Annotated in this window: 16 protein-coding genes; 6 read left to right on the forward strand and 10 right to left on the reverse strand. The window is 40.1% G+C overall.

Annotated elements, in window-relative coordinates; translation table 11 throughout:
- A partial coding sequence (gene uvrC, locus G4P69_RS07215; protein ID WP_243902897.1) for an excinuclease ABC subunit UvrC occupies positions 1 to 1,940 on the forward strand: 1,940 nt, incomplete at its 5' end.
- A 436-nt stretch (positions 1,941 to 2,376) separates the two neighbouring features.
- Here the strand turns inward: uvrC and G4P69_RS07220 are convergent.
- From G4P69_RS07220 to G4P69_RS07240, 5 genes are all read right to left on the reverse strand, one after another.
- On the reverse strand, positions 2,377 to 3,828 hold the full coding sequence (locus G4P69_RS07220) for an amino acid permease (RefSeq protein WP_208348909.1): 1,452 nt from the start codon (positions 3,826 to 3,828) through the stop codon (positions 2,377 to 2,379).
- 114 nt (positions 3,829 to 3,942) lie between these two features.
- Entirely contained in the window at positions 3,943 to 4,677 is a 735-nt protein-coding gene (locus G4P69_RS07225; RefSeq protein ID WP_208348912.1) for an HAD family hydrolase, read from the reverse strand.
- Positions 4,678 to 4,837: 160 nt separating this feature from the next.
- Positions 4,838 to 6,298, reverse strand: coding sequence for an ethanolamine permease (eat, locus tag G4P69_RS07230; RefSeq protein ID WP_208348914.1), 1,461 nt, complete (start codon positions 6,296 to 6,298; stop codon positions 4,838 to 4,840).
- A 9-nt stretch (positions 6,299 to 6,307) separates the two neighbouring features.
- Complete coding sequence (locus tag G4P69_RS07235; protein WP_208348916.1) at positions 6,308 to 7,750, reverse strand: aspartate aminotransferase family protein; 1,443 nt, start codon at positions 7,748 to 7,750, stop codon at positions 6,308 to 6,310.
- Positions 7,751 to 9,187: 1,437 nt separating this feature from the next.
- Positions 9,188 to 11,053 (reverse strand): iron uptake porin, encoded by a 1,866-nt coding sequence (locus G4P69_RS07240; RefSeq protein WP_208348922.1) that lies wholly within the window; start codon positions 11,051 to 11,053, stop codon positions 9,188 to 9,190.
- Between the two features lie 894 nt (positions 11,054 to 11,947).
- Between G4P69_RS07240 and G4P69_RS07245 the strand changes: the two genes are divergently transcribed.
- Positions 11,948 to 12,157 carry a hypothetical protein gene (locus G4P69_RS07245; protein ID WP_390691847.1) on the forward strand — a complete coding sequence of 70 codons (210 nt, stop codon included), beginning with the start codon at positions 11,948 to 11,950 and terminating at the stop codon, positions 12,155 to 12,157.
- A 55-nt stretch (positions 12,158 to 12,212) separates the two neighbouring features.
- Here G4P69_RS07245 and rlmN read toward each other — a convergent pair whose 3' ends face one another.
- On the reverse strand, positions 12,213 to 13,307 hold the full coding sequence (rlmN, locus tag G4P69_RS07250) for a 23S rRNA (adenine(2503)-C(2))-methyltransferase RlmN (RefSeq protein WP_208345727.1): 1,095 nt from the start codon (positions 13,305 to 13,307) through the stop codon (positions 12,213 to 12,215).
- Positions 13,308 to 13,500: 193 nt separating this feature from the next.
- On the opposite strand from rlmN, the gene G4P69_RS07255 reads away from it, so the two are divergent.
- The gene (locus G4P69_RS07255) at positions 13,501 to 14,868 is read left to right on the forward strand and encodes an AAA family ATPase (RefSeq protein WP_208348924.1); all 1,368 of its coding nucleotides are present in this window, start codon (positions 13,501 to 13,503) and stop codon (positions 14,866 to 14,868) included.
- Positions 14,869 to 14,872: 4 nt separating this feature from the next.
- A complete protein-coding gene (locus G4P69_RS07260; protein ID WP_243902825.1) occupies positions 14,873 to 15,541 on the forward strand; it encodes a DUF4276 family protein in 669 nt (222 codons plus the stop codon).
- Between the two features lie 56 nt (positions 15,542 to 15,597).
- On the opposite strand, the gene G4P69_RS07265 is transcribed toward G4P69_RS07260, so the two are convergent.
- Complete coding sequence (locus G4P69_RS07265) at positions 15,598 to 16,821, reverse strand: LL-diaminopimelate aminotransferase (protein WP_208348926.1); 1,224 nt, start codon at positions 16,819 to 16,821, stop codon at positions 15,598 to 15,600.
- Between the two features lie 438 nt (positions 16,822 to 17,259).
- On the opposite strand from G4P69_RS07265, the gene G4P69_RS07270 reads away from it, so the two are divergent.
- Positions 17,260 to 17,772 (forward strand): hypothetical protein, encoded by a 513-nt coding sequence (locus G4P69_RS07270; protein WP_208348928.1) that lies wholly within the window; start codon positions 17,260 to 17,262, stop codon positions 17,770 to 17,772.
- Positions 17,773 to 17,885: 113 nt separating this feature from the next.
- Here the strand turns inward: G4P69_RS07270 and G4P69_RS07275 are convergent, their stop codons facing one another.
- On the reverse strand, positions 17,886 to 19,076 hold the full coding sequence (locus G4P69_RS07275; RefSeq protein ID WP_208348931.1) for a M20 family metallopeptidase: 1,191 nt from the start codon (positions 19,074 to 19,076) through the stop codon (positions 17,886 to 17,888).
- A gap of 196 nt (positions 19,077 to 19,272) precedes the next feature.
- Positions 19,273 to 19,686 (reverse strand): IS200/IS605 family transposase, encoded by a 414-nt coding sequence (gene tnpA / locus G4P69_RS07280; RefSeq protein ID WP_208344896.1) that lies wholly within the window; start codon positions 19,684 to 19,686, stop codon positions 19,273 to 19,275.
- A gap of 142 nt (positions 19,687 to 19,828) precedes the next feature.
- Here tnpA and G4P69_RS07285 point away from each other — a divergent pair, with 142 nt between their 5' ends.
- Positions 19,829 to 21,256 (forward strand): RNA-guided endonuclease InsQ/TnpB family protein, encoded by a 1,428-nt coding sequence (locus G4P69_RS07285; protein ID WP_208344895.1) that lies wholly within the window; start codon positions 19,829 to 19,831, stop codon positions 21,254 to 21,256.
- 91 nt (positions 21,257 to 21,347) lie between these two features.
- Here the strand turns inward: G4P69_RS07285 and G4P69_RS07290 are convergent, their stop codons facing one another.
- Entirely contained in the window at positions 21,348 to 21,911 is a 564-nt protein-coding gene (locus G4P69_RS07290; RefSeq protein WP_208344894.1) for a pentapeptide repeat-containing protein, read from the reverse strand.
- Positions 21,912 to 22,410 lie beyond the last annotated feature (499 nt).

Genomic DNA, 22,410 nt, shown 5'->3' on the forward strand with positions numbered 1-22,410 from the left:
CTGTTCCCTCGCGCACTGCCGATGCCCCCTCGCCCCATCCCCCGTGCTCTAGGCCCCACGCCCCATTAACTAAAGATCCAGAACGCTTAGAAAATCGTCTCCTAGAAATTCCAGCGGAACCAGGAGTATATTTTATGCGGGATGGGAGCGACCGCATTATTTATATCGGTAAATCGCGGAAGTTGCGATCGCGTGTTCGTTCTTATTTCCGAAACTCACAAAAATTGAGCGATCGCATCGCTACAATGGTAAAACAGGTGACAGAAATTGAATTCATCGTCACTGATACGGAAGCAGAAGCATTGGCGTTAGAAGCCAATCTGATCAAGCAGCAGCAACCATATTTTAATGTGCTGCTCAAGGATGACAAAAAATATCCATACGTTTGTATCACATGGTCTGAAGATTATCCTCGTATTTTTATCACTCGTAAACGCCAAATCGGTAAAGAGAAAGATAAATTTTATGGTCCGTATACCGATTCTCACTTACTGCGAGAGATCTTGCGTTTGTGTAAGCGGATTTTTCCTCTACGACAACGACCTCAACCTCTGTTTAAGGATCGTCCTTGCTTAAACTATGATCTAGGGCGCTGTCCTGGTGTGTGTCAACAGATGATTTCACCAGAAGAATACCGTAAAACTGTACAAAAAGTGGCGATGGTTTTTCAAGGTCGCCAAACAGAACTGGTTGAGATTCTAACAGAACAAATGGAGAAAGCAGCCGAGGCGTTAAATTTTGAATCGGCGGCACGGATTCGCGATCAAATTGCGGGGTTAAAGTCGCTGAATGCGGATCAAAAAGTATCCTTACCAGATGATACCGTTTCACGGGATGCGATCGCTCTTGCATCTGATGATCAACACGCTTGTATCCAACTGTTTCAGATTCGATCTGGTCAATTAGTTGGAAGATTAGCATTTGTCGCAGAAGTTTCGCTCTCCCACTCACCTGAAACTCAGCTAGAACCAGGAGCTATTTTACAACGCGTTTTGGAGGAACATTACCAAACTGCTGACTCAGTCGAAATTCCTACAGAAATTTTAGTACAGCACGAATTGCCAGATGGGGATTTATTGGCAGATGTTTTGAGTGAACGTAAAGGGAGAAAGGTGACGATTTTGGCTCCTTTGCGGCAAACTAAGGCAGAATTGATTGAGATGGTAGAGCGAAATGCTGAGTACGAATTGCAAAGAATGCAAAAGTTAGGCGATCGCAACCAGCAGGCGATGCAGGATTTAGCCGCCATTCTTGACTTACCGGATTTACCCCACCGTATAGAAGGTTACGATATTTCCCATATTCAAGGTTCAAATGCTGTTGCTTCTCAAGTTGTGTTTATTGACGGGTTACCAGCAAAACAGCACTATCGCCATTACAAGATTAAAAATCCTACAGTGACAGCAGGACACTCTGATGATTTTGCTAGTTTGGCTGAAGTGATCCAGCGTCGCTTTCGGAAATATGTTGAAGATCCGCAGTTGTCGCGAGCAGGTAATCCTGATTGGCCAGATTTGGTTATGATCGATGGTGGTAAAGGTCAGCTATCATCTGTAGTTGCCGTTTTGCAGGAAATGAACTTGCTAGAAGATTTGCGAGTTGTCAGTTTAGCAAAGAGACAAGAAGAGATTTTTTTACCAGGGGAGTCTCAACCTTTAGAAACTGACGCAGAACAACCGGGGGTTCAACTGTTGCGACGGTTGAGAGATGAAGCTCATCGGTTTGCGGTGAGTTTTCATAGACAGCAGAGGAGTGATAAGTTAAGGCGATCTCGTTTAGACGAAATTCCTGGCTTGGGACATCATCGGCAAAAGCTGCTGTTGGGACATTTTCGCTCAGTTGATTATATTCGGCAAGCTACAGTCGCACAATTGACGGAGGTTTCAGGAATTGGTCCCCACTTGGCTCAAGAAATTTACGATTATTTTCACCCGAATTAAATGTTTTTTCTGAAATTTCTCACGAAACAGGTTGATATTTGCTATTTATTTGTGTAATAATTGGACCATAAATTCAATATGTCAATGAAATTGACGGCTTGAATAAGCAAAGAGTACCTGAGCCCACATAAGCAGGCTCAAGTAGCCTTGACCCGAAATAAACAACAACTTCCTTGTTGAACGATTTGAAAGTCTGAGCGTGATACAGCTTTTGATCACAGTGCTAATCCTAACAAACCGAGTATCAGGTTTTCCAAACTACTAACTATGTAGTTTGCCTATCTAATACAGAGGTTGATTGTATAGCAAAATAGCGTTGAATTTACATCAGCGCTCTATTACCTTATCATCCTTGGTAACTTTTCATCTAAACTTTCCTACGTGCAAACAAGGGAATCGTTCGGTTAGTTTCACGCAAACAGACAAGCAATATAGATTATGTTCGCTTGTTTAGGGCTGCTGCTTCTTCTGGGGCTTGGGCAACTAGTCTGTGCCTACCATAGACAAAGTAGTACAAAACAGCTAAGACAATAGCGATCACAGTCCCCCAAATCCCAGGTTGATAGTCTCGCGTATAGAAACAAGCGATTAGGGCAAGAACTGCTAAAGCGGTAGCAACAAATGCACCTTGAATTCCAAATGGGCTCTGGTAAGGTCTTGGTAGATCTGGACTAGTAAGCTTAAGCTTAATGTAGCTAAGCATAACCAGAATGTAGGATATGACTGCTGCAAAAACGGTCATGTTCAAAATTACCGCATCGACTGCAACTACTTTGCCCTGTTCAACTATTACAACGCAAATAAGTCCCAGTATTGTACAAAGAATTAATGCCCTGTAAGGGATATTGTTTTTGCTGGTCACAGAAATCCATCGTGGCAAGTATCCGGCACGGGAAATAGAAAATAGGATGCGACCATAACCGTAGACAATTGAACACAAACTAGCACCCAAACCAAGAGTTAAGGAGAGTGTTGTCAGGAAATCACTTGTGGAACCCTTACCAAAATAAGCCTGTAATCCTTCTGCTAGAGGAATATTTGATTTACCAATTGCAGCAGCTCCACCGCCTACACCCGTATTCAGCACTAAAGTAAAAATTGAGACAAGAATTAGGGTAAGAATACCCGATATAAGTCCTTTAGGCATATTCCTTGGCACATCCTCAGTTTCTTCGCTTGCCATGGGGAGTAACTCGATTGCCTGGTAGAACCAGATAGCATAAGGCATTGCAGCAAAAACACCCTTCCAACCTTTAGGTAACCACTTAGCTGATTGTCCTGGATCCGGAGGAATGTTAAAGAGCAATTCTAGTTTAAACACTCCTGATTGTGACATGCTGAAATAGAATATGCCTAATATCATGATCGCTACTAAAGTCATGAAAAGACTTACTTGTAACGAAAATTCTAGACTTAGGATACAAACCCCTGTAAAAAGAGCATATATAATTACCCACACAACGTAGCTGGGAACAGAGGGAATTACAGGCTTAAGGTAGTTACTCATAGCAAAGACGAGTGCAGAAGTTCCTAGCACATACTCAACGGTGACAATCACACCACAAAGAAAGCCCCAAAAAGGTCCAAAAGCATTACGAGTGAACGAGTAAAACCCACCAGCATGCGGTAAAGCGGAGGACAGTTCAGCCAAAGTATAGACCATGCATATATACATGATCGCCATCAGAAAGGTAGCAATAGTTAAACCCCAAAAACCGCCAACGATTAAACCGTAGTTCCATCCGTAGAAGTTTCCAGAGATAACAGCTCCAACACCTAGACTCCACAAAAGAAAGGCACCAGTACTTCCTTGGAGTTGCCGTCGCTTCAAATAATTTATGGAGACGTTCTCGTAAGAAGCAAAGTTATTACTCTTTTTTAGGAACATGTGAGATTCTCAGCGCTACTAAACTAATGTCATTCATTATGACGTTAGGGTGTAGGAAATATCACAAAAATGTTTGTGTTTCTTTAGTAGTTTAACTGTAAAGAAATGATTTACCTAGATTGTTATCACTTCAATCTCATTCAACTGGCTGATCAGTACATTTGCACCTTCTAGATTTTCTAACTCTCCTAGCCAACTAATGCCAATACATCCTGCTGCGTTGGCATTACGAGCCATCTGCATATCACCAACAGAATCTCCTACCATAAGTGTAGATAATGGTTCAACTCCTAAAGATTGACAAGCTTGCCAAAATAACACTGGATCTGGTTTACTCGGACCATCATCAACGCCTATTTGTACCTGTATGTAATCATTCAACTGATGATGTCGTACAAAAGCATGTACCTCCTCAAACGTAGCTGCTGAGAGAATTCCTAGTTTTAGTCCTGCTTCCGAGAGGTTCTTCAGTACTTCTCGACTACCGACAAACATTGGTGAAGGAGTTTTACTGACGAATCTTTCAGCTTCCTTGAAAGCTCGGCGCGCCATTATTAATGAATCAAACCACCTTAGTCCAGTTTCAGCAATATATGCTGCTGCTGCAATTTCTGTTTCTCGGCTACTGCCAACTGCTAGTAACCCAGCAGGATCTAAATTCTCTTCATGAATGCCAAAAGCCAATAACAGTGGTTTGCCAACTCCAGAAACTTGCTCGTCTATAATCTGCGCTACTTTTTGTCCTTGTTTACGCAAATACTCTTTTGAATCTTCCAATGTCCCATCTTTATCAAACAAAATTGCTTGGATGTTTGAAAATATCAAGTTTCTACATTTTATAGTTGCCAAGAAATAACATCTCCACTAATTAAGAAGTAGGTAAAAGATTGAAAGAAAATAACTGGCAAGGAGTAATGAGTTAAGTCATTTTCGGATGTTATCGGTAACTCAAGCTTTCAACTTGAAAAGATACATTGTACCTGTAGTGTAAAGTCTATATAGTCTACAATTATTCAATGTCTTGCAGCGCTCTTATTAGCAGCGCGTTTTCCTCTTCAGGTGCTTTAGCAACTAGTTTCTTCCGAGAGTAAAACAAAAAATACAAAGTCATAACACCAAGAAAAATTGCCACTCCCAAAACTCCTGGTCTATATCCTGGATTCGAGAAGCAAGAAAAGAGAGCTAGAAAGGATAGCACTATCCCTAATGCTGCACCCCAAATTCCTAAAGGACTTTGATAAGGACGGCGTAGATTTGGGCAAGTCAACTTGAGTTTGATATAGCTGCTCATTACTATGATGTAGGAAATCACTGCACCAAACACAGTCATGTTGAGTAACATTGCTCCAATTGTTTTGCCTGCAAATTGAATAGTTGCAGTGGAGGCAAGTCCTACAACAGCACCTAAAATTAAGGCGATCGCTGGGGTATGAGTCTTGCTAGTTATAGAAATCCAGCGTGGAATATATCCAGAGCGCGACAAGGAAAAAAGTATCCTCCCATAAGAATAAATGGTGCTATGGAAGCTAGCAATTAAACCAAATAGTGTGAGTATGGTCAGTATTGTAGTAACCTTGCTATCACCAAAAATTGCTTTGAATCCATCTGCTAAGGGTGCCGCTGATCCACTAATCGCAGCAGCACCACCTCCAACTCCAGTGTTTAGAACTAAAACAAACAGTGAGAGTGTTACAAGAGTGACCATGCTCCAAATCAGCGCTTTGGGAATATCTCGGGCAGTATCATGCGCTTCTTCAGCGGCTAGTGGCAAATGTTCGATCGCCAAATAAAACCACATAGCATAAGGTAAAGCTTGAAAAACACCTACCCATCCTTTAGGGAGCCAGATCGAACTTCCTTGTTGTGGGGGAATATTGAACAACAATTCATGCTGAAATTTACCTGAAAAAACTACAGCAATGAAGAAAATAGTCAACACTGCTACAGCTATTGCAGTAATGACTAACCCTGCTTTTAGCATGACTCCTACACCGCGAATGTTAATGTAAACAAAAACGGTATAAAATAGGAACCACCAAATTGGAACAGGTATGCTGGGAAATATCGTATTGAGGTAGCTACCGATAAAGAACACGACAACAGCAGGTCCCAATACGTATTCAACAACGATACTTATACCGCAGACAAAGCCTCCAAGCTTACCAAAAGCTGTGCGGGTAAATGAGTAGAACCCTCCAGCATGAGGTAGTGCTGCTGATAGTTCGGCAATACTGTAGACCATACAGATATACATGACTGCCATTAGCAATGTGGCGATCGCTAACCCGCCAAAACCACCTGCTCCTAACCCAAAATTCCAACCCGAGAAATCACCAGAAATAACAGAGCCAACGCCTAAAGCCCAAAGTAGAATCCAGTTGGCACTACGCCGTAGTTGTCGCTGTTCGAGGTATCCATTGTCTATATTATCAGAACGTTGAATACCTTTAGATTTGGAATATTTAGACATACTAAAATATTAAATTTGTACCGAGTATTCTTTACTCTGCTTTTGCGACGATTGAGAATAGGAATAAAAAGGAACAAAGCCTGCTTCTCGAAGTTCTGCTAGGCTATCCTTGACAGCCCGACTTATGTGACTGATATCTTCATCTGTATGGGCTGTTGATAAGTAACTACACGTTCCTGCAAGATGAACCCCCTTGCTAAGTAAAGAATAACGGAACAATTCTTTACCTAGATCACTAGCAGGATCTTCTATAGTATTAGAGTTACTAGAATGAGCAAAAACAAATCCTGAACCAAAATGCTCCAGCTTAATTGGAAATTCATGTTCTTGCAAGTAACTGTTTAAATCCTCAACAAATTGCGTTGTACGTTGGTTTAGTTGTTCTTGAAGGGTTGGACCCTCGACTTTAAGATGTTTGAGGACTGCTTGCGCTGCAGCCATCGCTAACGAATGTTTACAGAAAGTTCCAGCAACAAAAGTTGTTTTTGCACTTGGATAAGAATCATCCTCATAATCCCACATACCCCCATCTACTGCATCCATATATACAGCTTTGCCAGCAATTACTCCTATCGGCATCCCACCGCCGATAACTTTTCCATATGTCGCTATATCAGCCTTAATGCCAAAATATGCCTGTGCACCACCAAGATGAATGCGAAACCCAGTAGCCATTTCATCGATGATTAATGCTATTCCTAATTCCTGTGTTAATTGCCGTAATTGTTGGAGAAAGGCTTTCGGTTGAAAAGCAGGTTTGTAATTTTGCACAGGTACAACTAAAACAGCTGCTAATTCTTGCTCATGAGCTTTTATCACTTCTAGTGATTGAAAATTTCCATAATCTAAAACCAAAACATCTTTAACACTATTTGGTGTTATTCCAGGAGCGATGGGTACTGTAGATAAATTACCGTTTATAAACTCTGCTTTTACTAGTCCTGCATCGAAATGTCCATGATAAGAATTGGAAAAGATAACTATTTTATCGCGACCCCTGACTGTTCTTGCTAAACGAATCGCTGTCATCACGGCTTCCGTGCCTGTATTACTGAATGTTACGCGCTCCATTCCTGTGAGTTCACAAATTAACTCGGCGACCTCACCAACACATTCGGGTTGGAGTCCAACTTGTATTCCTTTTTCAAGTTGCTTTTCAACCGCTTCTTGGATAAAAGGCGGATTATAGCCAAATAGATGGCTACCCATTCCCATCCTAATATCTACATATTCATTGTCATCAACATCCCATACTCTAGAACCTTGAGAACGGTTTATAACGATGGGGTAGTACATCTCCTTTAAAGCTAAAGAAAATTTTCTTCTTACCGAATTTTCGGTATCAGCTAGTGCAAAATGATGGTTTTTTTTGAGCAACTTTGACCTTTTTGTTCTTTGATTGTACTGTTCGATAAATGTTGCCAAATACTTGATAATAACTGGATTAGACATGGTTAGATAGATTAATAAGTCTCAAAAATTTACAGAAAGCTTGAGTGTGTAGATCTTGAATTTGGAAAAACTATTGCTCGGATAGAATTGAAGATTGCACAAAGGAAGACACGCTAGAAATGAGCGTGCATGGATGAACTTATTTTTTATATTCTCAAATCAAGGGTTCTATAGCCGTCTTCTTTGATTCTTAAGATCAATTTTTTAACAGGGAACAATAAAGAGAACAAGTGTAATTCTAGTTACTCAAAAATCAAACAATAACCCTATATTATGAGAAATATTAGTCTCAAAAATATTTGCTGAAGCAGAACGTTACACGTTACTTCGGTCAAGTTTCTAGCCCTCGCTAGTACATCCAAATACGTGTAAAAGTGATTGATGCACAATCTTTCCTCCTTAAAACAAGCTATTTATTAAGCTCGTTTTTGTTTTGGTCTTTGAAATTTCACTTAGTTTACTGACGAAATAGCAATCTGTGTAGAAGTTGTGAAGTCAATACCCAAGAATGGGAATATACAGACAGAGTTAGTTTTCTTACCAATGATTTAGAACTGCTAATTTAAGCAAAGAAGAATTAGGTAGACCTGATTTTGTATATTTACTTTGTAGAGCGAACAAGACACTGGCATAATAAAATAAAAGCGAGCGAGATGTTCGGACTACATATTACTATTTAGGGTATGTTCCCAAAGACAATTCTGGTTCTCCTAAATTAATTAACATATAAATAATCATTGGTTAACACTACTTCTAGTAAAAAAGCTAGCGTACCCCGATAAACTAAGTAGATTCTGCTAATTCAGCTACTTTTTCTTTTTATAAAAAAATATATACTTTGTAAACCGTATTCATTATGCTTAAAATGCTACTAACTATTTGTATGCCAAATTTAGTACATAATGCGTAATAACATGTTTTTTTTGTGATAAAAAATACTAAAAATTTTTAGTCTCTTAAAAGACAATAAGTTCAAAATAATCACAAAATTTGTTCCTGAAAAAATTAGAAATCTTTAGTTTCAGACTTATACAGCAATGTTAAATATCTTCTTAAGAACTCCTTAATTGGTCATATTATACCATAATTTTAGTATTCATTATCACATCTTAGATAAAATATTAGTTTTCGTATCTAAAAAATAAAGTTAAAAAAGCTACATTTTTGATGAGTATTTGCAGTGTAATAAGCGTATCGTTTTTAACGAATTCTAAAAAAATAATGAATCAAATTATGAAATATAAATACTACATAAAATTTGCTACTCACATTGCGAGCCAAGAAGAATATTTAAACAGTATCTGTTCAGGAAGTGTTTCTTAGGAAGCATTTTTCATTTACACATGGGTTGATACACCTTGGTGAGTAGAAAACTTAACAGGGTAGCATTAGAGCTAGCTGACGTACTTTTTAATGAATGATGATAAAAAATATCAGCTAGAAAGTAAACGTGGTTCTTAAAACACCAATCAATGCATCTGCATCTTTATTCTGATCTGGAGCGTTCAAATAAATAACACCTGGCGTTATCGAGATATTATTGTTGAGTTGATACTTGTAGAAAGCTTCTACGTGTAGTGGGACTTTATTGGTTGCTCTCGAACCAAATAGAGCTTTTGCATTGCCTAAATATGGCTCAACCCCAACAATTAGACCGCCCACATTCCCTTTATTAAATAAGTCTGGGAAGGCAAATGTCACAGCATAGTTCCAGATTTCCCCATTAGGGCTAGATCTTGATTTAATGTTGGTATTACTATAATGACCCCAAGCACCAACAAAAAATTTGGGATTCAATTGGTAAGATGCTTCAGCTCCATACGAGTTTGCTGAGACTCCTGTATTAACACCACCAGGAAAATTAGCTAGGCTTGTTCCCACGACACCCGAAATTGTCGAAGCACCTTGCAGAGAACTGAATCCAAGACTAAAAATAGGAGTGCCTGGAGTATGATAACTGTTCATGTAAGTTAAGGCAAAAGACAGTTTTTTGTTTGGGCTAACCCTGAGTTGTCCTAATGCCGAATAACTCCCATTAAATAAGCCATTTCCCTTGGATGGGTTAGCTGGAGAGTCTCCTCCTCCAGCTAAGTACCCAGCACTAAGTTGAAAAGCGTTGTTAAACTTATAACTAACTCCTAAACCTGTTCCTCCACCAATGTTATAGATAGAGTTATTCTTTCCATACAGAGTTAAAGCACCACTACCACCATCTGAGTTATCAATATAAGGATTGGTAGGAGGTAAGTAGTCGGTATGAGCGCCCAACAAAGGAGCAAGATAAAACTGAGCTTTTTCTCCAATTGTGAAGTAGTAAGCTAACCAGTCAATACCTGCACTATCATTAGCATAGCCTTCTTGGGTCGTCAGAATACCTGTAGCAGTGGGTACACCACCAGGAGCGGCGGGGTTTCCCGGAAAGGAGAAGTTAGGAGTATTCCCAGCACCAATACGGGTATGCAATGTATCTTTCCCTGTAAAGCTGGTTTGTAAGTCTAACCTTACCCGGTTTTGGAAGACAGCTTGATTATTAGTCCCAGATTGATTAGACGCAGCAGCAACTGTAAACACAGCTTCTCCCACTAGCTTAGTAGTTGCAGAAAATTGACGCGCCTCTAGCTCAGCTGTTTTAGCTTCAAGATTATCGATCCTACCCCGCAGAATAGACAGTTCACTTGCAAAGTCTTGTTGTAATTTTTGTATGGTAGCTAAATCTTCCCGACGCAATAAATCAGTTGTTGCAGACTTTGTCAAGTCGTTGATGCTTTTCAAGCACGTATTCAACCCAGCAGCAAATTCATAGCGACTAACTGCTCGTTTACCGCGAAACGTGTTATCTGGATATCCTGCAATACAACCATACCGCTCAACCAAAGATTGCAGCGCCTGGAATGCCCAATCAGTAGGCTGAACGTCTGAAAGAGCAGATACAGAAGTTAATTGGCTTATAGGGATTGTACTTAGCTGCTCTGCTGAAAAATCGCTAGGTTGCTCAGAAGTTTCCACAGAGTTTAAAGAATCTTCTGGTATTTGAGCGAGAATTTTTGTTTGTGGAACCTCTGTTAATACAGCCTCGGTTTGCCCAGGAGCTAATTGAAATTTGCTGTTCTGGAATAGTCTAATCCCTGTAGTGGGTGGAGCTTTAACTCCAAACACTGTTGTATTACAAAGGAATGAAATTATTCCAAACATCACGGAAGAAGATAGCAGATAGCGCGAAACAGATAAATTGATTTTTTCTCCTCTATGTTTTCGGAAATTAAGTTTGTACTTGCTGCATAATTGCCTGCTTTTTAACTTCATGAGTTTCTTCATCAACACTATTATCCTTTGATTTTTGAATCAGAACTTTATGAACTGTATAAGTATTAATTTGGATTATTATGTTATACCGCCTTAAGCAAATTGGTACAACTAGATCATGATTACTTCTTACTTGTGCCTAAGCGTACTTAAGCCTAACTACAAACTTTTAAAACATTTTTACAAAACTTTACATATTTTGTATTATGATCACAAAGTTCCTTATCTTACGTAAACGAAAACTTAGAATGATTTGTTACAAACTTCGCCGTAATAGAAATGCCAAAATTAGGGTAACCCAACATTTATAGGGGTTTGTTGGGTTTCGCTATCGCTCTACAAACCTACAATTCTATTTATCTTGTAAATATCAAACAGGAACCCTATATATCGTTAAAAATTTTCATTCAATCGGATATACAGTCCTACTTACGAGATTATCAGCGAGCATTTGTTTAAAAAGAATATATGCCTGGAAGCGTCTTACTTGCGTTAGATAATGTGGTCTTTCCAGAACAGACAACAACTTAAATATTTGAGTGTTTACCGCTATCGTTCGCTAACTTGCTGGGTTGTTATATGTAAATTTTTGGGGATATGTTAAATATTCTTGTGTTTTTGGGATCAAAGGAAATACGGGAATTTAGACGCTAAAATATTAGGGATCAGTGAATTTATAAAGAAAAACCTCTATCTATAAAGAATATGCACTAAAAAAATAACTTATGTATCTAAAGTGAGAGAACAAGCAAATTCAAGGCTAACATAATAAAATAAAGACAAGTATAGGCTCGGCACTCCCTTTAATTTATACAATATGACCCCATTACTTGTCCAAATCTATAAACCTTTTTTTAGGTTTACAAGTTTAATTTACCTTTTTTAAAAACAGTTATGATGACATTAAGAAATTGTGAAATCCAAAAATTACAAAAAATTCGCTGCCCGAACTGCGGTAGCGAAGGAGAAAGGCATTATCTTACTGAAGATGAGTTAACCCGAACGCAATGCCCTAGCTGTGACTATTTCATGGTGAATTGCACTCGTACCGGCAAAGTTATAGAGGCTTATGCTCCTGGTATTTATGTTGGAGGTAGGGGATAGGACTTAAAACAAGGGAGATAAGCAAGATTAATGCTTCTTGTCCTCCTTGTCTCTCTCAGTCTCTGATCCCGCGTCTAAGTTGTCCACAAGCAGCATCAGCTTCTAAACCACGAGAGTAGCGAACGCTCACAGCAATTCGTTGTTGCTTAAGAATTTTCATGAACGAATTAATGCGATCGCCACTCGGTCGTTTGTAGTCTGCTTCTTGGATGGGATTGTAAGGAATTAAATTGACATGACTCTGAAATCCCCGCAAGTGTTGCGCCAATTCTAAAGCGTGTTCTGGTAAATCGTTGACACCAGCAAGGAGAATGTATTCAAAACTGACACGACGTCCTGTCATTTCAACATACTCTCGACATTCCGTCAAAAGATCTTTGATAGGATAAGAACGAGCACTAGGGATAAGCTGTTCTCTTAGAGCTTGATTCGGTGCGTGAAGACTCACAGCGAGAGTAACTTGCAATCTGTTTTCAGCAAACTCTCGGATGCGATCGCGAATACCAACAGTAGAGACAGTTAGCGATCGCTGTCCTATCCCCACGTCTTGATTGAGAGATCTAATAGATCCTAGAACGTTATCTATATTCAATAACGGTTCGCCCATACCCATAAACACAACATGGCTGACTCGTTGTTGAAAATCTTCCTCAACCGTCAAAACTTGATCAACAATTTCGTGACGAGCCAAATTACGCTTGTAACCACCCTTACCAGTAGCGCAAAAATCACAAGCCATTGGACAGCCGACTTGAGTAGAGACGCAAACCGTCAGACGGGGTTTTGAATTTCCCCCTCCCTCAAAAGTAGGAATACCAACGGTTTCAATAATTTGGTTATCAGCTAGCTGTAAAAGATATTTAACAGTACCATCACGAGCAACAGAGCGGTAATGTAAAGTTGAGCGCCCGATAGGAATTTCTTCAACTTCAGCGCGCCATTGTTTGGGAAATACAGAAATATCAGCGAGCGATCGCACTTTCTTTTGATAGATCCACTCGTGTAGTTGCTTCCCTCTATAAGCTGGTTGTCCTTGCTGCTGTACCCAAGTCGTTAACTCGGTAACAGAAGCACCCAGTAAAGGAGGAGTTACTAATTCTGTCGATGCTTTTTCTAATTTTTTTTGAATAAGAGAGTCAACCTGAGACATAGAAGGAATACGAGAGGATGCTATGACCTCTATGCTAACGCTTACTACCCAAAGATTGCAGAAGTTCGCTTTTTGGTAAAATTAGCGGTAGTTTTCTTTTTCTTGAAACTTCTATTGTTTCAAGCTTGCTGTAGTTCTTCGTTACTAACCCAATTGTTGAAGAAGCAAGCTGTTCTTGAGCAGGGCTGGAATAATGTTAACGCGAATAGAAATTGATGGCTTCAAGACGTTTGAAAAATTTGGTCTAGATATTGGTTCGTTGCAAGTGATTCTTGGAGCTAATGCTTCTGGTAAATCCAACCTATTTGACGCGATTCGGTTTCTTTCCCGTATAGCTCAAACTGACTTGCGAACGGCAACTGAAGAGTTGCGTGGTGAACCTGTTGAGCTATTTCGCTTTCAAGCTGATGGTAAACCCAGCACTCGTATGAATTTTGCCGTTGAGTTAATGCTCGCTCCGCAAGTCACTGATTTTTGGGGTGACACAGTAAAAATTTCTCATTCTCGCGCACGTTATGAGGTAGAAATAGAGCTGCGCCAAATTTCCCCAGGACTAGAACAGCTCGTCGTAGTCAGAGAAGTAGCATACCCTATCCTAATTGAAAATGATCTGTGGTCAGCAGAACAAGAAATCTCACCTGAATTCCGCCAAGCATTTCTTAAATATCGACATTCCTCGCCTTGGCTAACGACAGTCGAAACAGACGATAAGCGTCGTTTCCAAATCTTAGTAAATGGTCAAGTAAGTCGTACCCACTCAGCTACGAATGCTGAAGCAACAGTCCTTTCCAGCATCACCAGTGCCGAGTTTCCTCATCTTTACGCCATTCATGAGGAAATGCGATCCTATCGCTTTCTCCAGCTTGACCCAATCCAACTGAGACGCCCTAGTCCTACGACTGCTGCTTTGGTATTAGAACCAGATGGGTCAAATTTTGCAACAGTCTTAGCTAGAATTCAAGCACAGACAGCGACAGAAAGTCAACCAAAAGGAGTAATAGCAGATATTGCAGCAGATTTGACTGCTTTAATTCCTGGGGTAGTAGATTTGAACATCTCTCTAGACACTAAAAATAAAGAGTACCAAATTGAAATTAGTATGAGAGATGGTGTTACCTTTAGCTCTCGTGTTATCTCCGACGGTACTCTACGAGTTCTCGCGCTTCTAACTGTGTTGCATGATCCACAACATCACGGTTTAATCTGTTTTGAAGAACCAGAAAACGGGATTCATCCAGAAAGGTTGAAAACGCTGATACAACGGCTGCGACAAGGGGTAACAGATCTTGCTAGTGAAGAAGTAGAGGAAACCGAACCATTATCTCAGATGTTGCTTAATAGTCACTCACCAGTAGTTCTTTCAAGTCTAGAAGAAGGAGAAGCAATGTTTGCTGACATTGTTAGCGTTGTTAACCCCGAAGCTGGTACCGTAACGAGGAAAACTCGTATCCGATCTGTAGGCATTCCACACCAGCGACTTATGGTAAATTCAATAGCTGGTGAATCTGTAAGCCGCTTAGAGGTGGAACGTTATCTCCATAGTGTTGACAGCGAGAGATAGAGTGATGCGCTATTTGGGATTAGCTTTGTTCGCTGAAGGTTCAACCGACTATCAATTTTTTCCTCCTGTTTTACGTCGTGTAACAGAAGAATTGTGTTTGCGCAACGCTCGCTTTAGTGTAGAGATATCTGAGGTTTTAAGGCTTTATACACCTAAAGATTACCGCGATAGTGACCTTACCACTCAAATTTTATCAGCTTCTCGTGAAGCTCTAGGTGCTTTCAATATACTATTTATTCATACTGATGGAGCAGGCGATTCGTTAGCAGCTTACGAGGAGAGGGTTAAACCTGCACGCGATCGCATTCTGACAGACTTAGGTAAACAGCAGGAGCGAATAGTGGGTGTTGTCCCGGTTCGTGAGATGGAAGCTTGGACGTTAGTGGATGGAGAAGCTTTGCGTGGTGCATTCGGCACAGTTCTCAATGATGAAGCGTTGGGTATACCAAAAAGAACACGTGACGTCGAAGGCATTTTTGATCCAAAGCAAGTTCTTGAGCAGGCTTATGGTAAGGTTGTTGGCAGTAGGCGGCGTTCTAAACGCAAGGTAGCAGATTTTTTTGACGCTATCGGAGAACGGGTGCGGCTAGAACGTTTACGAGAAGTACCAGCTTATCAGGACTTTGAAAAGGAACTTCAGACCGCTCTTATCGAACTTGGGTATTTCAGTTAATGGAACATTCATCCCACGTTCCAACCCAAAGGGGGAGCGTGAGATGAACACTCTTGCTAACTGGTAATTCGCCGCATTGCTTCTTCTACATTCTCACGACTATTAAATGCAGAAATGCGGAAGTATCCTTCACCCGATGCCCCAAATCCAGAACCAGGTGTACCGACAACATTCACTTTTTGCAGCAGTTGATCAAAGAAATCCCAGCTAGATAAACCCTCGGGGGTTTTTACCCACACATAGGGTGCATTCACACCACCAAACACCTGTAAACCAGCAGATTCTAGCTTCTCACGAATAATTTTGGCATTTTCCATGTAAAAACTGACTAATGCCTTGGTTTGTGCTTGACCCTCTGGTGAATAAACCGCCTCAGCTCCTCTTTGAACAATATAAGATACACCGTTAAACTTTGTAGACTGGCGGCGGTTCCAAAGCTTCCACAACTCCACGTCTGAATTATCAGATGCTTTAGCTGTTAGTGTTTTGGGTACTACTGTGAGCGCACAGCGGGTTCCTGTAAAGCCTGCATTCTTAGAGAATGAGCGAAACTCGATCGCGCAATCTCGTGCTCCTTCAATTTCGTAAATCGAATGAGGAATTTCTGGATCAGAAATAAACGCTTCGTAAGCTGCATCAAAGAAGATGATCGAGCCATGTGCTTTAGCGTAATTCACCCAAGCTTTTAGGTGTTCCTTTGTTGCAACTGCACCTGTAGGGTTATTTGGGAAACACAGATAAATCAGATCGACTTTCTGCGAGGGAATCTCTGCCGTGAAGTTATTAGCAGCTGTGATTGGTAAATACACTAAGCCACCAAATTCACCAGCCTCGTTTGCTGGACCTGTATGTCCTGCCATAACGTTAGTGTCCACGTACACAGGATATACTGGATCTGTCACTGCAATAGTGTTATCCGAGCCAAAAATATCCAGAATGTTCCCTGTGTCACACTTTGAGCCATCAGAAATAAAGATTTCGCTCTCCTCAATTTCACAGCCACGAGCTTGGAAATCATGAGCAGCAATCTTTTCCCGTAGCCACTCATACCCTTGCTCAGGACCATATCCTTTAAATGTAGCGCGATCGCCCATTTCTTCTACAGCTTTGATCATTGCTGTCCTGCAAGCTTCTGGCAATGGCTCAGTTACATCCCCAATCCCTAGCCGAATAAGTTTAGCATCAGGATTTGCGTGTGCGAATGCATTCACCCGTCGGGCAATTTCTGGAAACAGATACCCTGCTTTAAGCTTTAGATAATTGTCGTTAATGGTTGTCACGATTAATTGCGAATAACTCCGTTAGAAAGTTTACCGCATACTATGTTCAATTCATAAAAAGGAGTCAGGAGACAGAATTCAGGAGTCAGAATACACCACCCATAAAGAGATGGTGTTTTAGGAAAAATTTTAACCCCTATCTCGGTAAGGAGTAGACGAGGTTTTAACCAGTATTTATCATTATGACTCCTGCCTCCTGAGTCCTGAATTCTTCTTTATAAAAATGTTATGAAATAATGATTTTTTGTTTAAGAATCAGCATTTTTTACTACAATTGTTATCTCAACGTACTTCTAAAATTGGACTTAACTTAGTCAAGTTATAAATTATTGAGGAAGACAAGGGATTACGTACTGTGTTTTAAGTTTAGCCCAACTGCGTTCTTCTTCAATTTTAAGAAAATAACTTTTTCTGAACCCAGTTAGTAGGAGAAGACGTGTGAATCAAAATTATTCAACAAAATGGTGGGCTGCTTTTACATGCATCGCTTTTCTAGAAGCAATATTGCTTATAATGCTACTATCTGGTCAAACTTCTATACAGCTTATATTAGCAATTGTTGTGATAGCAATGCTGTTGTTTTTAAGCCCTCGTCTTGATGATGTAATTTCATTTACCTTTGATAGAGGAAGCTTTGACAATAAAATAAATTCAATGAACAAGAAAGTGACCACAGCTAAAGCAAGAGCAGACAAGATGATATTGCTATCAATGACTAAATCAACGTATGACCATCTTAAAAAAATTGGCTCTGGTAACTTTGGTAGTTACAAAATGACTGAAAATTTAGAAAGAGAGGTTTATCACCTTTTAGATCTAGGTTATATAGATAATATAGAAAGGGTTCGCAGCATCCCATACGAAGCCGATAATCTTTCAGCATACTTAAAAATAACTGATGCAGGTAAGCAATTTATTGAACTGCGTAAAAGTGTAGAAGAAGACAAGTAAACAGTTATCAGTTATCAGTTATCAGTTATCAGCCAAGAATCTTGTGAGAAAGCAGGGTTAAGCCCCCTACCATATACCTTGATCACTGATAACTGTTTACTGATAACTGTTCCCTACGCCCCATTCCCCATAAAAAAATATCTATAAGCGGTGTAGGCAAGTGTCACAACCCCGGTGACAATAGCAGACTCATCGATTTCAAATTGAGGATGATGCAAGGGATAATTTGTGGTTCTGTCTTTAAAACCTACACCCAAACGAAACATAGAACCGGGAGCGTGTTCTAAATACACAGAGAAATCTTCAGCACCAAGAGAAGGTTCAGGTAAGACTTGGACGCGATCGCTACCCCAAGCTTCTTCTGCTGATACCTGTAACAACTGCGTTAAGGAATAATCATTCTGGACGCTTGGTACACCGCGACGATAATTGACTTCATATTTTGCACCGTAGGAGTTGCAGACGTTGGCGACAATTTGTTCAATCCAGTTTGGTAGATTGGCGCGAGTTTCTGGATGGAGCGATCGCACTGTTCCCAATAACTTAACTTGATCTGCAATTACATTTGGTGCTCTACCACCGTTAATTTGTCCTATACTTACCACTACCGGGCGCAAGGGGTTTTGCGTTCGGCTAATAGCTTGTTGTAATGTGGTAATAACTTGTGAAGCAATCCAGATTGCATCAACGGCTTCATGAGGACGAGCGCCATGCCCAGATTCTCCGATAATAATAATCTCTAAATCATCAGCTGCTGCTGTCAACGCTCCGTAACGTACGCCAATTGAACCTGCCGGTATTGAAGGGAAAACATGAACACCTAATATACCAGAGACATTTTCCATTGCCTTGTCTTGCACCATCCAACTCGCACCTTGGGCAATTTCCTCTGCTGGTTGAAATAAAAACCTTACCTTACCAGGTAACTCCTCTGCGATTTGAGACAAGACCATAGCTGTTCCTAGTCCCACCGTCGTGTGGACATCATGACCACAAGCGTGCATTTTACCTTCGGCGCGAGAGACGAAGTCTAAACGAGTACGCTCCTGAATTGGCAAAGCATCCATATCAGTACGAATTGCCAAAGTTCGCTGATCTTTCCCAGTGGTTAGTAATTCTCCAACAACTCCGGTTCTCCCTACCCCTTCTTGCACATGAAGACCACTGGAAGACAATACCCCAGCAACAAAAGCAGCCGTTTGGTATTCTTGACCACTAAGTTCTGGGTGAGCGTGAATGTGACGACGAATCTCGATTAACCGGGGGGCTAGTTTTGTAGCTAAGTCTTTAATACGGGTAAGCATTGAGGAATAATTGGGTATTGGGGATTGGGTATTGGGGATTAGGTATTGGGTATTGGGCGGAAAAAGTGTTGAAGGGGGTTTGACCTGTCTAATTTTTAACAAATTCGCGGAATTCAAGAGTCCGCAGTGCGGTGGGGATGGATAGCGGGAAAAGAATGGGGTGACGCTCGTTCTTCGCTAACGATGCCCCATTCTTTTACAACCTACCACCGGACTGGTTTTGAATGTATTGCTTGACAGTTTCTAGTGGCGCACCACCACAAGATACAATACACTTTGAATCGTGCCAAAGTTTAGCCTTACCCCAAGAGTATTTATCAATGGTAGATTTATATCTTTCTCTCAATATTCTACTGCTTGCTGATTTTAGAGATGCTATCAAATCAGAAATATTATTATCTGGATGTAAGTCAATTAGTAAATGTACATGGTCTGGTTCGCCATTGCAATCCTCTAATTTAGAGTTATTTGACTCTAATACGCGTACAAATACTTCCTTCATATCATGAATCATTTGCTGTGTAAATACCTTACGCCTATACTTAGTCACAAACACCACATGCAGGTGAATAGAAAAAACAACGTGTGAACCGCTTCGCAACTTAATCATAAAGATTTCTTGTCATGTCTGGAAATTCTGCTATATTGATTGTAGTTAAATATATCGAGTCAAGCAAGTTAGTTACTGTTATTCGTTGATAGAAACTCAATCTAGCTGTTTCGTGTGTTTAGTATCAGCTAGGAGTTTTTCGATGACTTTTAAAAGTAAAGAGCAAAAAAAACAAGATAAAGAAAAAAACAAAGATACATATATTTCAACTGTTGTGCAGCATCTAAAACTATCAAGTCTTGGGTATGCTGTAATATCGGATATTTTGGAACATGCGAACAGTTTATACAATACTTTGACTTACAACCTCAGACAAGGATTTTTTGTATACAACACGTTAAATTTTCAGTCTATAGCTTATGATTTGCAGACTGATTTTAAGGAAAATTATCATTACAAAATGCTGCATTCTCAAGCAGCACAATCTGTATGTCATAAAGTAGCCGAAAATTTCAAATCATTTAAACAGCTTTTGGATAAGCATTATATTGATGGTTCTAAGAAACCCAAACTCCCTGGTTATCGTATTCCCGGAGGCATGTTCGAGGTTACTTACCCTGGTCAATCTGTTAAAATTGCGGTTGAACATGGGATAAAATTTGCATCTGTTTCAACGGGCTTGTTATTCAAAAAGCGGCATAAAGAAGATGTAACAGGGACTCATCTTAACGAGTGTATAAAGATTAGAGTGCCTGATGCAGTCGATGTATTAACAATTGTTGAATTAACTATTACTTCAAAACATGGTGAGATTTATTTACATTGGGTATGCAGAAAAACTCATGTAGTAATAACTACATTAGATAAATCACATGTTTTAGGAGTAGATATTGGTCTGAATAACTTTGTGACCTGTATTCCTAATACTGGAGAACAAGGCTTTATTATAAATGGGCGACCACTAAAATCAATAAATCGGTTTTATAACAAAACTGTATCCAAGCTAAAAAAAGGTAAGGATGTAAATTTTTGGAGTGGGAGTTTAGCTAGGGCAACACAAACTAGAAATAATCAAGTACGCGATTTTATCAAGAAATCATCACGTATTATAATTAACAAGTGTTTAGAAACAGGGATAGGTAAAATTGTATTTGGCTGGAATGAAGGAATCAAAAATGAGATAAATAACGGAAGGGTTAATAATCAAAACTTTGTGCAAGTGCCGTTCACCGCATTACGAGATACGCTTAAGTATTTGTGTGAAAGACACGGCATAGAATTTATAGTTGTTGAGGAATCCTACACCTCAAAAATGTCTTTTTTTGATGGTGATGAATTACCTGTATTCGGCAAAGAAACCGAAGCTCACAAGGAACACAAACCTTCTGGGAGAAGAACAAGACGCGGGGAATATAGAACAGCTAACGGAACAATTATAAATGCGGATGCAAATGGTGCATCAAATATCTTGAGAAAAGCACAAATTGACATATCTCAAATCACTTTGCGGGTATGCCAAGCCGTAGCTAAAATCAACATTTGGATAGGTAAAAAATTACCATCACGTAAAGGTACGGCAGCAAGCTTGTCTTGCTGTACGACTATAGGAGTAACTGAACCTGCTCAGTAAATTAGAAACCCCATCCGCCATGCGGTGGGGTGGTTCATGAGGCTCTCCCAGTCGCCAATACCCAGTACCCAGTACCCAATCCCTAGTTTATTTATTGTCCATAGCAAGTTGTCCCACCAACAGGTCCTGATTTAAAAACGTCGCAACCTGTAGGCGTTGGACGCTGTAATGACCAACCATAGGGTTTGTTAGAACTAACAATTCCAGTAGGTAAAGTCGTGAGCTGGAAGTTTGCACCTCGGAAATTAGTCAGCAGCAATTTAGCTCCTTTGAGGTTAGCCGCTTCTAAATTAGTGCCGAGCATACCAGCAAAACTTAAATCAGCATTTTCCATTGAAGCTGCTTTGAGATTCGCTCCTGTGAGGGAAGCATTGGTTAAATTTGCCCCATTTAATACAGCTGATGTCAAATTTCCGTTTGTAAGGTCAGCATCTGATAGATTAGCCTGAGACAAATTAGCCCCAGTTAAATTGACCTCTCGCAAATTTGCTCCACTTAAGTTAACTTTTGTTAAGTCGGCTCCACTCAAATCACACCGGACACAAGAATTTGTTGCCTTCAATTGTTCCAAGTCGCGCTGATTAGCTGCAAAAGCGTGCTTTGTAAACCCAAGACAAATAAATAGGGTAACGGTGACGGCAATTTTAAGTTTCATATTTTCTACAGATAAAAGTTGAGAGATTAAGCATCGATATATTGCTATTGTTACAGTATCACCCAGAAACCCTACTTCCCTAAAACATACTGTTGAATGACCCAACAGTACGACGATTGACCACTGCCAAGGGTTTACTTGTTGTATTGGTCTTTGTTACTATTCTGGCAAACATACTACAAGTAACGTTTTTTGTCAACAAAAATACAAATACAATGGGCACGGAGTAATGAGAATTGGGCATTGGGCATAGCGATATGAAGAAATAATAAAACAGTGATAAAAAATACGTAAATTCTGGTATATAGGGCTAGGCAAAGCTATAAATAGCTCCTAGAATAGGACTATCAACACAAAGCACTCAAGCCCCGAAGAGGAGCAAGAGGAAGTTGGCAGACTACAGGTTGCCGAAAAATTTACGAGTGATTGTCGTTTGGTAGGTTAATTTACACCTTCTAAACTCCCTCTGTAGGTCTAACCTGAAAATTGCCAGCATACC

Origin of the sequence: Aetokthonos hydrillicola CCALA 1050 (assembly GCF_017591665.1) — a bacterium.
GTDB classification, from domain to species: Bacteria; Cyanobacteriota; Cyanobacteriia; order Cyanobacteriales; family Nostocaceae; genus Aetokthonos; species Aetokthonos hydrillicola.

Bases quoted from the DNA above. Each gene is read 5' to 3' on its own strand.
- G4P69_RS07220 (WP_208348909.1), bottom strand. From the start codon at position 3,828: ATGTTCCTAAAAAAGAGTAATAACTTTGCTTCTTACGAGAACGTCTCC.
- eat (WP_208348914.1), bottom strand. From the start codon at position 6,298: ATGTCTAAATATTCCAAATCTAAAGGTATTCAACGTTCTGATAATATA.
- G4P69_RS07235 (WP_208348916.1), bottom strand. From the start codon at position 7,750: ATGTCTAATCCAGTTATTATCAAGTATTTGGCAACATTTATCGAACAG.
- G4P69_RS07240 (WP_208348922.1), bottom strand. From the start codon at position 11,053: ATGAAGTTAAAAAGCAGGCAATTATGCAGCAAGTACAAACTTAATTTC.
- G4P69_RS07245 (WP_390691847.1), top strand. From the start codon at position 11,948: ATGATGACATTAAGAAATTGTGAAATCCAAAAATTACAAAAAATTCGC.
- rlmN (WP_208345727.1), bottom strand. From the start codon at position 13,307: ATGTCTCAGGTTGACTCTCTTATTCAAAAAAAATTAGAAAAAGCATCG.
- G4P69_RS07255 (WP_208348924.1), top strand. From the start codon at position 13,501: ATGTTAACGCGAATAGAAATTGATGGCTTCAAGACGTTTGAAAAATTT.
- G4P69_RS07260 (WP_243902825.1), top strand. From the start codon at position 14,873: ATGCGCTATTTGGGATTAGCTTTGTTCGCTGAAGGTTCAACCGACTAT.
- G4P69_RS07275 (WP_208348931.1), bottom strand. From the start codon at position 19,076: ATGCTTACCCGTATTAAAGACTTAGCTACAAAACTAGCCCCCCGGTTA.
- tnpA (WP_208344896.1), bottom strand. From the start codon at position 19,686: ATGATTAAGTTGCGAAGCGGTTCACACGTTGTTTTTTCTATTCACCTG.
- G4P69_RS07285 (WP_208344895.1), top strand. From the start codon at position 19,829: ATGACTTTTAAAAGTAAAGAGCAAAAAAAACAAGATAAAGAAAAAAAC.
- G4P69_RS07290 (WP_208344894.1), bottom strand. From the start codon at position 21,911: ATGAAACTTAAAATTGCCGTCACCGTTACCCTATTTATTTGTCTTGGG.